The sequence below is a fragment of the Sorangium sp. So ce128 genome, assembly GCF_051525245.1.
Lineage (GTDB): Bacteria > Myxococcota_A > Polyangia > Polyangiales > Polyangiaceae > Sorangium > Sorangium cellulosum_B.
The window spans coordinates 5,740,001-5,752,949 of record NZ_CP150313.1 but is presented as its reverse complement, the minus strand read 5'-3'; the positions used below and the strand labels follow the sequence as shown (position 1 = coordinate 5,752,949).

The 12,949-nt window shown below is 74.6% G+C and carries 8 protein-coding genes; 1 reads left to right on the top strand and 7 read right to left on the bottom strand.

Annotated features, from left to right (window positions below; translation table 11 throughout):
* Nucleotides 1–62: 62 nt before the first annotated feature.
* The 5 genes from WME82_RS21920 to WME82_RS21900 form a co-directional block, all read right to left on the bottom strand.
* Nucleotides 63–632 carry a hypothetical protein gene (locus tag WME82_RS21920; RefSeq protein WP_438044372.1) on the bottom strand — a complete coding sequence of 190 codons (570 nt, stop codon included), beginning with the start codon at nucleotides 630–632 and terminating at the stop codon, nucleotides 63–65.
* A 321-nt stretch (nucleotides 633–953) separates the two neighbouring features.
* Nucleotides 954–2,234 (bottom strand): ferritin-like domain-containing protein, encoded by a 1,281-nt coding sequence (locus WME82_RS21915; protein WP_438044371.1) that lies wholly within the window; start codon nucleotides 2,232–2,234, stop codon nucleotides 954–956.
* Between the two features lie 71 nt (nucleotides 2,235–2,305).
* Nucleotides 2,306–3,598, bottom strand: coding sequence for a cytochrome P450 (locus WME82_RS21910; protein ID WP_438044370.1), 1,293 nt, complete (start codon nucleotides 3,596–3,598; stop codon nucleotides 2,306–2,308).
* Between the two features lie 276 nt (nucleotides 3,599–3,874).
* On the bottom strand, nucleotides 3,875–4,228 hold the full coding sequence (locus WME82_RS21905) for a hypothetical protein (protein WP_438044369.1): 354 nt from the start codon (nucleotides 4,226–4,228) through the stop codon (nucleotides 3,875–3,877).
* Between the two features lie 600 nt (nucleotides 4,229–4,828).
* Nucleotides 4,829–5,503 (bottom strand): DUF1349 domain-containing protein, encoded by a 675-nt coding sequence (locus WME82_RS21900; protein ID WP_438044368.1) that lies wholly within the window; start codon nucleotides 5,501–5,503, stop codon nucleotides 4,829–4,831.
* Nucleotides 5,504–5,609: 106 nt separating this feature from the next.
* On the opposite strand from WME82_RS21900, the gene WME82_RS21895 reads away from it, so the two are divergent.
* The gene (locus WME82_RS21895; protein WP_438044367.1) at nucleotides 5,610–6,092 is read left to right on the top strand and encodes a hypothetical protein; all 483 of its coding nucleotides are present in this window, start codon (nucleotides 5,610–5,612) and stop codon (nucleotides 6,090–6,092) included.
* Nucleotides 6,093–6,111: 19 nt separating this feature from the next.
* Here WME82_RS21895 and WME82_RS21890 read toward each other — a convergent pair whose 3' ends face one another.
* Nucleotides 6,112–10,716 (bottom strand): HEAT repeat domain-containing protein, encoded by a 4,605-nt coding sequence (locus WME82_RS21890; RefSeq protein ID WP_438044366.1) that lies wholly within the window; start codon nucleotides 10,714–10,716, stop codon nucleotides 6,112–6,114.
* A 143-nt stretch (nucleotides 10,717–10,859) separates the two neighbouring features.
* A complete protein-coding gene (locus WME82_RS21885; RefSeq protein WP_438044365.1) occupies nucleotides 10,860–12,419 on the bottom strand; it encodes a hypothetical protein in 1,560 nt (519 codons plus the stop codon).
* Between the last annotated feature and the right edge of the window lie 530 nt (nucleotides 12,420–12,949).

Genomic DNA, 12,949 nt, shown 5'->3' with positions numbered 1-12,949 from the left:
AGGTGCGCCGACGGATGCGAGGGGGCCGAGGTCAGCGCCGCTCGTTCCCCCCTCGGGCGGCCTCACGGCTCGACCGACCCCAGCGTGTGGCAGTTGTTGCACGAGAAGTCGCCATTGCCGGTCGTGGGGTCGTACTGGACGCGCTGGAGCAGGCTGGCCATCTCGGGCACGACCTTCTCGAACATGAAGGTGCTCCACTCCGCGCGCTCGGGGTGCTCCGGGTCTTGCACGTACTCGAGGAACCCCTCCTCGGTGTCGGGCAGCACGGCGATCGCCGGGCTCGGCATGGCGTAGGCGCGCGTGGCCCCGTCGGCGCCGTGGCACGTCGCGCAGTCCATGGTCGCGAACGCCGGGTCGTACGCCACGAACACCTCCTTCATCCGCGGCAGGACGTCGTTGTTCATGTACGCGACGCGCTGCTCGAAGTTCATGTCCTTCCACGCGGTCGGCTCCGGATCGCTGGAGTCGTCCGCGCCGCCGCACGCGGCGACGAACAGGCACGCTGCCATCGAGACGCGCCTCACGACCGCGCTCCTCGTCCGGCGATCGGAATGCGGCGGCGCGTGTTCCGGCCGCTCCCGCGCTGCCTTCGCGTCGTTGGTGGCCGGTTCCGCGGTGATCATGGATCGCATGTCGTATCTCCTCTCCTGGGTCGTGCTGGCTCGAAGCGGGTCGTCCGGACGGCACTGACCGGATGCGCCCTGGTTCTACCGTCACGACGAACGGGCGGGCCCGAGATCGACACGCTCAGCGATGTTTTTTTGCTGCCGCCATCTGTCGACAACTGCTTGAAACTGCTGGGTCATGAGCGCGCCATTGCGGCGAGGCTCAACGTCGACTGACGTCGGCTGAAGTCGCACGACGCCGACCGATGTCCACTGACGCCGGCTGATATCGGCTGCTCTCGACCGACGCGGACCGGGACGGGGGTATGGATGCTTTCTTGGAGCCTCTCACGAGGGCGACGCCGCGGCGCCGGGGCTGGCGTCGGGCGAGGGAGCGGAGAGGGGCGCGGACAACAGCGCCTCTGCGCACGGCGCGATCACGTCGCGCACGGCGTCCAGGTGACAGCGCGCCCGCTCCGCCTCGGTGAGCCGGCCGTGGTCGTGCCATGCGGCGGCGTCGATGCCGGCGCGCTCGCCGAGGTCCGCGCCGCGCACCTGGGCGAGCGCCTCGTCGAACGCGCGCGCCACGGCCGCGCGCACCGGCTCGCCGCCGCGCGCCACGGCCCAGCGCACGAACGCCCACGCGAGCTCGGCGTGAGCGGCCTCGTCGGCCGCGATCCTGTCGAGGCTACGGCGCGCCTCGGGGTCGCGCGCGCGGTCCCGCTGCGCGCTGGCCAGGAGCGCGGCGAGCGTCTCGCCCACGCAGCCCTCGCGCACCGCGCTGGCCGCGGCGCCGGCGAGCGTGGGCGCGCCGAGCGCGCCGTCCATGGCCATCGGCCCCGGGCCGAGCGGCCGGCCGGCGTAGCGGCTCGCGAGCGTGAAGCACGCCCTCGCGTGCTGCAGCTCGTCCGACAGGGCGCGGTGCGCGGCGTCGATCAGGGCGGGCGGCGCGCCGAGGGCGAGCAGATCGAGCGTGAAGCGCGCGAAGGACGCGATCGAGGCGTGCTCCAGGCGCGCGTCGGCGAGCCACGCCTCCGCGAGGGCGGCGCGCGTCGCGGAATCGAGCGCTGTCACGTCGTCCGCGGCAGGATCGAGCACCCAGTCGGCGCGCGCCTCGACGCCGGCCAGGCGCGGCTCGCCGCCCACGAAGAACGGGCGGCCGCAGGCGCCGATGCCCGGGTCGTCGACATCGTAGCAGCACTGGCCGTCCTCCAGCCGGCCATTCTCGTAGCTCACGCAGGACACGGGGTTCGGATGGTAGTCGCTCGGGCAGGCCTCGGCGCTCCCTCCCGCGCCGCCGGCCCCGCCGTCCCCGTCGCCGGCGTTTGCCTGGATCTCTTCCAGCGAGAAGCACCTCGTCTGGACGCTGCTCTGACCGCCGGCGCCGCCCTGACCCGCAGCGCCGCCCTGACCCGCGGCGCCGCCCTGACTCGCGGCGCCGCCCTGACCCGCGGCGCCGCCCTGACCCGCAGCGTTGCTCTGACCGCCGGCGCCGCCCTGACCACCCGCGCCCGTACCTGTCTCCGTGCCCTCCACGGCGCCATCGAGGCAGCCGACAGCCAACGACAGGCCGGTGAACATGCCGGCTCCCACGACGTGCATGATGCGCGCCCGAAGATCTCTTGTCATGGTGCTTTGCCTCCTGCGATGTGCCGTCCCTCGGCACGGCATCAGGATGTTTCCTGATCTCCGGGACGCGGTCACGCCGCGCGGAGCGTCACCGGCACGGCCGTGGGTTTGCGGAAAAACAGGCTGGGCGCGTAGCTCGGCCGCGCCGCGGCGGCGAGGCGCAGCCCGGGGAACGCCGCGCGCAGCGCCTGCACGGCGCACCTCACCTCGATGCGCGCAAGGGGAGCGCCGATGCACGTGTGGACCCCCCAGCCGAAGCCGAGGTGCCGCCCCCGCGGGGTGGCGACGGGGCGGGTCACGTCGAACCGCTCCGGGCTCGGGAAGACCGTGGGGTCGTGGTTGGCGGCCCCGAAGAAGGCGAACGCCGTGGCGCCCGCGGGGATCTCGACGCCTCCGACGACCGCGGGCGCCGTCGCGCGCCGCGGCTCCATCTGCACGGGCGCGTCGATCCGGAGCGTCTCCTCGATCGCCGCCTGGAGCAGCGCCGCGTCGCCGCCGATGGCGTCCCAGAGCGCGGGCGCCTCCAGCAGGCGGAGCACGAGCGATCCGATCAGGCTCGCGACGGTCTCGTAGCCGGCGAAGAACAGGACGATGATATGCGAGATCATCTCGTCGACCGACAGCGGCGCCTCGCCGTCGACGCGGGCGCCGATCAGGGCGGTGATGAGGTCGTCGGCGGGCTCGGCGCGGCGCCGCTCGATGAGGGCGGCCAGGTAGCGCTCGTAGGAGACGAACCGCCGCGCCGCCTCCACCTTTCGCGCCGTGTCGGCCGTCGGATCGTAGAGAATGAACCGCTCGTCCTGGCAGGCCCTGAGCAGGGGCGCGTCCTCGAGCGGTATCCCGACGAGGGCGGCGCTCATCTGCAAGGGGAGCGGGAAGGCGAGCGCCTGCATCAGATCCACAGGGCCGCTGCCGGGGTCCATGGCGCGCACCAGCCCGTCCGCGGCCCGGGCGATCGCCGGCTCGAGGGAGGCGACCCTCGCTGGCGTGAACCCCTTGGAGAACAGCGCCCGCGCGCGCGTGTGCCCGGGAGGGTCGTTGTTGAAGAGCGCCGGCGGCAGCTCGTACACGCCCTGCTTGAGCTCGGCGATCACCTCCGGCGGCAGATCCGGCGGCAGGTCGAGGATGTGCGCGGAAGAGAACGCGACCGGCTCGCGGAGCACCTGCGTGAGCTCGGCGTGGCCCGTGACGAGGTAGGCGGAGAACGCCTCGCTGTAAGCGACCGGCGCCTCCCGGTGGGCCGCCTGATAGAACGCGCGCGCGGGGTCGTCTGCATAACCCGGCGAGAAGGGCTGGAACAGCGCGCCGACCCGGCGCGCGCTCTCGCCGGCCGGCGGGCGCTGAGGGGTGTTCTCTTCAAGCATCGGCCCCGAGGCTACCGGGTCCGGCGAGCGAGGGAAACAGCCCGGGAGATCAGTCGAACGCCCACCCGAGGAGGGCGCCCGGCGCGCGGGCGCAGACGAGGACCGCGGCGATGGTCATGCTCGCGGCGCGGCGTGCGGAGGGGCCAGCGTGCACCACACGAGTAGCTCGCGGCGTCGAGGGGGCCACGGCCGCCCTCGGCGTCGCCTCGATCTCGACCAGGCGGTCACGCTCGGCCGAGCCGCCCCGCCGCGCGCGTCCGCCTGATGGGATGGGACCTAGAGGTCCTGGATGTAATCACATCCGATGCTCCTGCCGAGAGAGTGGCAGTGGATGGCGGTCTCCGGCGCCAGGTCCGGGCGATGGATGTTGGGAGTCCGGTAACAGGTGGACTGGTCATTGCCGACGATCAGATATGCCCACCGCCTCCCCGTCGGGGTGGGGCCCGACATCGTGCAATCGAGCCTGCTCCCTGCCACGAAGCCGGTCACGATCGCTTGCTCGGTCTCGCCGGCTTCTTCGCTGTCGACCGACGGATCCATGGAACCCACGCAGGCGGAGCCGGAGACGCAGACGAGCCCTGTCACCAGCGCCATGCCTAGCCAGTTCTGGAGATTGCGACGATTGCTCATACTTCCCCTCTTTCTACGACGGAGACTCGTTGCCGACGACGGAGACTCGTTGCGGTGGAGCCCCGGTGGTCACCGTTCGCGAGCCTCGTCGGATTCACGAGCAAGAGCTATGCTCGGGGCGTCTGTCACCCGACGTTACAGCGTCACTGGCTTAACTTCAGATATCGAGGCATCTCCGCTCCCGGGGCAAAATCGTGCGACAGGGACACGGAGAACGTCACGAGAGACAGGGAAACGAGCGACATCGAAGATGGATACGACCGCCAGGGACACGGAGCCTGGCGACAGGACATGGAGAACGCCGCCAGGGACACGAAATCGAGCGACCTGGATGTGGAGATCCTGGCCAGGGACCGCGGTCAGGGCCGATGGCGACCTGCGGTGTCGTCGCCAGAGACACGGAGACCGCCGTCAGGGCCGAGGTATGGCGGGCCAGGGACGACGTACGGCGTACCAGGGACAAGACGCGGCGTGCCAGGGACACCCGGGCGCGCCTTCGCCTGTCCCTGGCGCCGCCGCCACGCCGGCTCTTGCGCGCTCACAGGCGCCGGGGGGGAGCGCGCCGGACGAGGCCGCGCGCGCCATCGCGCGGCCCGCGCTTCACAGCACGTGCGGCAGCGGCAAGGCGATCCCGGTGAGCGGCGGCATCTGACCAACGCGCGCCAGCGCATCACCGTACGCGGCGTCTCCGCTGCGGAGGTCGCCGAGCCGGCGCCGCGCGAAGCGGATGTCGTCGAAGACCGCGGTGCAGCCGTCGCCCGCGGGCGACTGGGCCGAGAAGCCGACGGCGAGCTCCGCCGTGCTGCCCAGCGAGAAGCTGCGGACGAGGTGCCATGTCGTCCCGTCGGTGGAGGCGTGGAACGCGCACACCCGCCCGAGGCGCGAGACGCGCAGCCAGACGTGATCCGCATCGACCTCGAAGGATCGGCGGTCGTCCGACAGGCCGCGGGTCACCACGGAGACGACCGTCGGGGCGCCCTCCGGCGAGAGCTCGAAGCAGAGCTTCGCCCACGAGCGCTCGTGCGCCCAGAGGAGCAGCACGCCGGCGTCGCGCACGGCCGAGAAGCCCACCGTCACCCGCGCGCTGGCGAGGAAGTCCCCGTGCGGCGTCCCGAGCAAGCGCGGCGCGTTCAGCCCGCCCCGGGTGCGCTCCGGATCGAGGAACAGGTCGGTCTTGCCGCCCGCCGTGACGGTCAGGCTCGACGCTTTCCCGGCGCTCCAGCTCCTGGGTGGTACCTCCCAGCGGAGTGGTGTGGGCCACGGCGTTAGGTGCACAGGTTCACTCACCTCGTTTCCCTCCCCTGCATCGCGTCGATGGTACCGGAGTGTGCTCCTGCGTTGTCGTGGAATCGTTTCGGTGTGTATGGAGGATCTCGGTTCTATGCGAATTACCGTCCTTCTGATCTCCTGCTGCTCGGTTGGAATCCTGGCAGGGTGCTTCACCTCGCGGAAGGGACCGCCGGAGTTCCTTCTCGGCGCGAGGGCGGTGCGGACATCACCTGGTAGCGATGGTGCCCGGGACGAGAACGCAGGCACCGGGGTCACCGGCACCGGCTATGCGGACGCCGCGGCCGCCCTCGTCGGTGCGGCCGGGTCGACCGTCGCGAACCGCGCGGTGTACGACACCTGCTACGCGGCGTGTCCAACCGGGACGGCGTGCGACGCGGCCACGGGGATGTGTGTGCGGCAGCCGTGCGGGGGGAAATGCCCGGCCGACTACCGCTGCAAGGTCGTCGAGGGGAAGGAGGCCTGCGTCCTCGGCGAGCCCGACCGCGGCGCGGTGTCGCCGCCGGCCGCGCCCGGGGCAGGGGAGCTCGGGCCGGGAGCGGCGCCCGGGGATGCGCCGGGGCCGCGCGTCAACTGAGGAGCGGCGCCCCGCTCGCTCACCGCCCCTCGATCCGCCTCATCACCTCTGCATAGACCTCGCGCCGGTCCGGCCGAGCGCGGCCCAGCGCGTCCTTGAGCGCGGGGATCGCCGGCGCGCCCACGTGCCCGAGCCCCTCCGCGGCCGCGCGGCGGACGACCGCGTGCGGGTGCAGGAGCAGGCCCACGATCGCGGGGAGCGCCGGCGGCCACGGCGCAAAGCAGAGGATCCGGATCGCCGAGCGGACCACGTCCGGCAGCGGATCCGAGAGGAGCACGCACGTCGCGCGCAGGTAGGCGGCGCGATCGACCGCGTCGCGGAGCAGCCGGTGCGCGTGGAGCCGCACCCGGGGGCGCCGATCGCCGAGCAGCTCCACGAGCAGCGCCGCGAGCTCCCCGTCGGGCGCCCCGGCCAGCGCCGAGAGCGCCCGGCGCGCCTGCTCCGCGTCCCCTTCGCGCGCGAGCCGCACGAGCTCCTGCCGCGCCGGACCTCGGTCGCTCGCCTCGGGCGCCCGTGGCTCCGGGCGCGCGCGCAGCGCCTCCAGCGCCCGCGCGTCCTCGGCAGCGCGTCCCCCTCCGGGCGGCCGGAGCGGGCCGTCGTCGAGCGAGAGCCGCCCGGCCAGATCGGCGCGCCCCTCGGCGCGGAGGCGCTCCACCACGGCCTCGAGCTCCGGCGTCCGGAGCAGCCGCTCCCCCGCGACCAGATCGAGGTAGCCCCACGCCCCCTGCCGGAGGCGATCGACCAGGCGAGCTGCCCGCGCGTCGGGCGCGACCCGGCGGATCGCCTGGGCCGCCGCCGCGCGCGTCGCCGGCGCGCCCGACTCCCACCACGAGAGCAGCTGCGGGAACAGGCGCTCCGCTTCCGGCGGCATCAGCAGGTCCGCGAGGCGCGCTGCGCGCTCTCGGCGCGCCTCGTCGGCCGGGTCGCCCCGGAGCTCTTCCTCGGAGAGATCGAGCAGCGAGGGCGCCAGGGAGGGCAGCCCCGGGCGGTCCACGCCGTCCATGTCGCCGCGCAGGTAGGCCTGCAGCGCGGCGGCGCGGGCGTCGGGCTCCGGCCACGAGAGGAGCGCGACGGCGGCCTTGCTCCGGAGCTCGGGCGCGGGCGCGGCCAGCATCGACAGCAGGCGCTCGCGGAGCGCGGCCGAGCGCGGCTGGTCGAGATCGGACGGCCGGGGCACCCGCGCGTCTCCGCTCGGAGCGGCCGCCTGCTCGGCGAGGGTCCAGGGCGGCGCGCCGATCGGCTGGAGCGACTCCATCCAGTCGAGCAGCGCCGGCCGCGCCGCCTCGGCCGCGGCCGGGAACACCTCGATGAGCGCGGCGAGCTGCGCGCGCGAGCCGAGGCCGCCGCGCGGCCCCGCCCGGAGCGCCGCGAGCGCCGCCGGCTCCAGCGCCGCGGCCCGGAGCGCCGCCCGCCACGGGGCCGCGCCCTCGGGATCCTCGCCATCGCCCGCCTCGGCCGTCGCCCCGAACGCCTCGCGCAGGATCGCCGGCTCGGCCGTCCACGGATCGGCGGCGGCGCGCGCCATCGCGAGCGCCTGAACGACGTCGGCGCGCCCGAGGATCGCCCCGCACCGCCGCAGCAGCGCGAGCGGCGATCGGCGCGCCCCCGGCGCCGGCGCGAGCCCGCGCACGCGCGCCGCGACGCCGAGCGCCTCGGCGCGCGCGAGCTCGGGCGCCGCCTCCTCGAGCAGCGGGAGCAGCCCGTCGCGCAGATCGGCCGCCGCCGCGGCGAGCCCGTCGAGCAGCACCGCGGCGTGCCGGGCGTACAGACGCGCCTCGGCGGGCGACCACGGGGCGGTGGACGCGCGGACGATCAGCCGGAGCGCCGCGTCGCGCAACGCCGGCTCGTCCGCTGCCAGGCGGAGCCACTCCGGCGCGAGCTTCCTCAGGGCGGCGAGCCACCGCTGCGTCAGCGCCGCCTGCCGCTCGAGCAGGCGCCGCGCCGTCGCGTCGTCCCAGCCGTCGCGGGCGAGTGCGGCAGCGAGCGCGTCCGCGGCGCCTGAGGGAGGCGCGGCGCCCGGCCGCCCTCGCTCGCGGGCGGGGAGGCCGTGCGCCTCGATCTCCACGGCGAGCTCGTCGGCGGTCCCGGAGGCGAGGGCGATCTCGCCGTCGAGCACCCGCTCGAGCAGCCGCGCCGCAGCGGCCGATCCCTGGCGGAGCCCGCTCCGGATCGCCTGGGCTGACAGCTTGCCGCTCAGGGCGTCGAGCAGCCGGTCGCGGGCGCGCTCGTCCTCCACGGTCCCCGCGGCGGCGAGGATCGTCGCCTCGCAGGCCGGCCCGACGATCGCCCGCAGCGCGGCCTCGAGCGCCGCGCGCAGCCCCGGGTTGTCGTGGCGGCCGAGCCAGAAGACGAGCTTCGGCGCGGCCTCGGGCCCGCCCGCCCGCGCCAGGGCCTCGGCCGCCGTCTTCTTGATGCTCATGTTCGGGTGATCGAGGCACGCGGCGATGGCGGGGCAGGCCCAGCGCGCCCCCATGCCCCCGAGCGCGCGCAGCGCCTGCCTCGCCGTCTGCACGTCGCCCGCGCCCGTGAGGAGCGTCAGGCTGGCCGAGAGCGCCTCGGCGCCGTCCTCGGCGAGCAGCGCGATCACGCGCTTGCGCACGCGGGGATCGCGGTGGCGGAGCAAGCGCGGGACGCGCGAGCGCGCGGCCTGACCGCGCGCCGAGCGCAGCAGGTCGACGAGGAGCGCGCGCTCGCCCGCGGACACGCCGGGTCGGTCGAGGAGATCGAGGGCGAGGCTCGCGAGCAGCGCGTCGCCGGCAGCGCTCTCGCTCGAGGCGTCGAGGAGGCAGACAGGCCGGATCTTCCGGCGCTGATGGAGCCGCCGCCCGAGGCCGCGGATCGCCTCCGCGACATCGTCCGGGATCGCCGGCTCCGCGGGCCGCGCCGGGCCCCAGTCGAGGTCGCGATCGGGCGGCTCGGCTGGCCCGCCGGGGGCCCACGCCGCGGCGTGATCCGCCGCGATCCGGAGCAGCAGATCGGCGATCGCCGGCAGGGCGCTCGCGTCGCCCGCGCGCGCGAGCGCCCTGAGCGCGTCCGCTGGCGTGCACCGCTTCACCGCGCGCTGGAGCACCGCGAGCTCCGCCGCCTCGGCCCCGGCGAGGTCGGCGGCGATCTCGGCCGGCAGGTCCCGGGGGTTCAGGCGGGCGACGAGCGCGCGCCGGTCCGCCGGATCCTCCGTCAGGTGCCAGAGCAGCGCCGCGGCGCGGTGACGCTCGCCTCGGAGGTGCGGGGCGATGGCCTCGCCTGCGCCGCCCTGGCCGAGCGCGACCCGGAGCGCCTCCGCCGTGCGCGGGCCGCCGATCGCGGCGAGCGCCTCCAGGGCCGCGGCGGGCGCGCGCGGCAGGGCGGCGAGCACCTCGTCCTCCGCGGCCGCGTGGCGCAGGGCGCCCAGCGCGCGCAGGAGGGGGGCGGGCGAGGGCGCGTCGCGGAGCTTCTCGGCGAGCGCGTCGCCGAGCGGGAGATCCGCCGCGCCCTGCCGCGCCATGGCGACGAGGATCTCGGCGCGGCGCGGCCAGCTCGCGTCGCCGCCCGGCGCCGCGGCGAGCGCCGACAGGAGCGCGCGCCGGCAGGTGAAGGCGATCGCCGCGACGTCCTCCGCGGCGATCGACGGATCGGCGAGGGCGAGATCGAGCAGGGCCGCCGCGTGCTCCGGGGCGGGGAAGTGCCCGCGCCGGTGCAGCGCGCGCAGGCAGGTGATCGCGCTCGGGCCGAGCAGCAGCGGATCGCCCCCCGCGACGCTCAGGATGGCGCCGACGTCCTCGCGGGTCGCGTGCTCGCCGAGGAGCGTGAGCGCCCGCTGCCGGAGCCGCGGCGGCGCGTCCTCGCGGGCGACGAACGCGCGGAGCGCGGCGCCCTCGCCGTGGTGCGCCGCTGTCTCCAGCGCGGCGGCGGCCACCTCGGGGACGCCGCCGAGGAGCTCCTCCAGGCGCGCGCCCGGGAGCGGCGCGCCGGCGAGGACGGCCCAGGGCGCGGCGAGCTCCCGCAGCGCGCCTGCGACGATCGCGGGCGCCGCCGCGTCGAGCAGCGCGGCGAGCACCGCGCGCGCCTGATCGGGCGCGAGCAGCGCCGCGTACAGGCAGCGCCGGGTGAGGTCGAGCGCCGCGGCCGCGAGGACCGGATCGCGGCGCGCCGCGAGCTCGGGGAGGAGCGCCTCGGGCGCGGGGATCTCGGCCGGATCGAGCGCGTGGAGCGCCTGGTAGAGGAGCTCGCCGGCGGGCTCGCCGCGGACGGCCTCCGGCCGCGTGAGGATCTCGGTCCGGAGCCACGCGACGCGAACGGCGGCGGGGAGCGAGGCCTCGCGCCACGCCGGGAGGCGCTGATCCGGGAGGGAGGGCCACAGCTCGCGGTAGAGCCCGGCGAGGAGCAGCGCGACCTCCGGCGTCCTGTCCAGCGTGCGCGGGAGCAGCGCCGCGAGCTCTCGCCGCTCTGCGCTGCCCTCACGCCGGGCGGCCTGGGCCATCCGCGTGAGCCCGAGGTACCGCACGCGCTCGTCCTCGTGCTTGACGAGCTGGCGGAGCATCTCCTTGCTGCAGCGCGCTTCATCGACGTGCTCGACGTGCTCGGCGAGCCACCGCACGTCCGCGCGGCGGAGCGCCGCGGCGAACGTCTCGTCCAGGTGCACCATGGCGGCGCCATCGTAGACCGGCGCGCGGCGGCGCGGCGCCGGCAAAGCGATGGCCAGCGCCTTGTCACCGAGGCCGTCGGCGCGCGCTCACCGGGATGCCCGGCGCCTTGTCACCGAGGCCGTCGGCGCTCGGTCACTCCGAGTCACTCCGACGGCCTGCTCCCCGTCACGGCAGCGCGCGACAGATTCAGCAGCGCCTTCGCGCGCGAGTACGCGATGTACGGGTTGTCCGTGGAGCCGCCAAGATCGTCGGCGTCTTCCCCTGGCCCCTGCGCCCTCACCGGGAGCCAGAGGTAGTCGGGGTGCATCAACTTGCCGTTGATGCCGTTGACCAGGGCGGGGTTCCTGATCCACTCGCCGCCGATCACCGCCAGCCGATCGTCGAGCTCGAGCACGTAGTGGAGCTCCACGTTCATGACCGGGATGTTGCGCTGCGCGGGGGGCTGGAGGAGCTGCTCGGCGCTCACCTCGTCCGAGACCATCCCGTAGCGCCCGCTGACGCGGACGAAGCGCCTCGCGTACGGGTTGAACCGGTAATTGTAGCAATCCGCCCCCTGGAACCCGCCGTTACACACGAGCCGCGCTGCCTCCTGCGCGCTCACCTCCGCCATCGTGTCGATGGCGAACGACGTGACCGGGTAGCTCCACACCTCGCGGTGCCAGGTGTAGTCGACGACGAACGCGCGCCGCGCCCGAGCGCTGGATGGCGAGCTGATGGAGCTTGCGCCCAGCCCGAGGAGGCCGGTCATGGCGATGTGCATCGTCGCGGGGTTCAGATCGCGGCACGCCGGATCGACGGGCCTGCCGTACTGATCGCGCTGGACGAGGTCCTCGCGCGCCTCGCAGCGCCGCCCGGATACCGTGGCCGAGTCGCTGTGGTACAGCTCGGTCATCAGCGCCTCGATATCGGCGGTGCGGAACAGGATGCACCCCGTCTCCACCGAAGCGCACGTGGTCACCTTGCCGCCCGAGAGCTTCACGCGGATGTCGCGCTGCGGCGGCCCGCCGTCCTCGGCGACGACGTAGGCCGCCCAGCCGTTGCAGTGTCCCCACCAGTACTCCGGGGTCACCCCTTGATACAGGCCGTGGTGCTTCAGCTCCCAGTACGTCGTCGGCCCCGCCACGCGCGTCGCCCGGGGAGCGCGCAGCCCGTCAGCCCGGCCCACCCCCAAGGTGATTGTGCCCGCGGGCGCATCGAGGGACCGGCCCTGTCCCGCGTAGAACAGGAGATCGTACTTCTCGGCCGGCGAGAGATTGTCTGGATCGGACGTCAGATCGCCGTAGTCCTTGACCGCGGAGTTCCACCGGTCCGCGATGCCGTTCCTGTTTTGCGGCCACCACTGCGAGGCGAAGGGGCCCGTGGACTGGCCTTGCAGCAGGCTCGAGTTCAGGGCCACGTACGACCCCCTGAGCTCCGGATGCAGGCTCGTGGGCAGGTTCGCGCCGTCGATGGCCTCTCGCGTCCCGCTCAGCGGGATGAGGAGCGTGTGCGAGCCGCCGAGGATCTGCCCGGTCTCGGGCGAGAAGCCGAGCACGTACGGAATCGATCCACCCTCGATGAAGCGCGCCGTCTCCAGCCGCGCGCCGCTCTGTATCTGCAGAGCGGCCACGCCTTCGCGTGGCGGCTCTTGCTGATCCAGGTCCATACAGCCCAGCGCGAGAACCGCTGAGCCCACCGCCATCGCCCCGATGCGCATTGTCATGGCCGCTCCCCCCGACGCCTACCCTGTGCCACCTGGGTCGCCGGTGTCTGCAGAGGTCAGGCCAGCGGAGAGGAGGATGCGTCGCGCAATCGATGCACGCGCGCGGCACGCACGCGCAGCCGTGCTGCAGTGAAGGTCTCGTTAGTCCTTTGCGTACTCCTTTGCGCGCGGGCGCATGCGCTCCAGACGGCCGATGGTGCGCTCGCGCGGCTCTGGCCCGCGCACGGAGAGCGTCCACGGCGGGCTTTCGCCCGGGAGGGGCTCCTGCAGCGTCAGCGTCACGTCCTCGTGCGAGCCGAGGTCGTGGCGGACGAGCTCGGGCCCGGCACGACACGCCGGGCCCGGCGGACGGCGCGCCGCGCGTCGCGCCAAGGGGCGCGACGTCGTCCTCGTGCCCTGGGCGGTTCTGTCGTCCCGTGACATGGCGGGCGGCCGATACCTCGGACGTCTCGGCGCCGCACCGGGCGGCGAGGCGCGAGGCCGCGAGCAGGGCGACCAGACCGATGCGGCGCCGGCACGCACCCGACCGA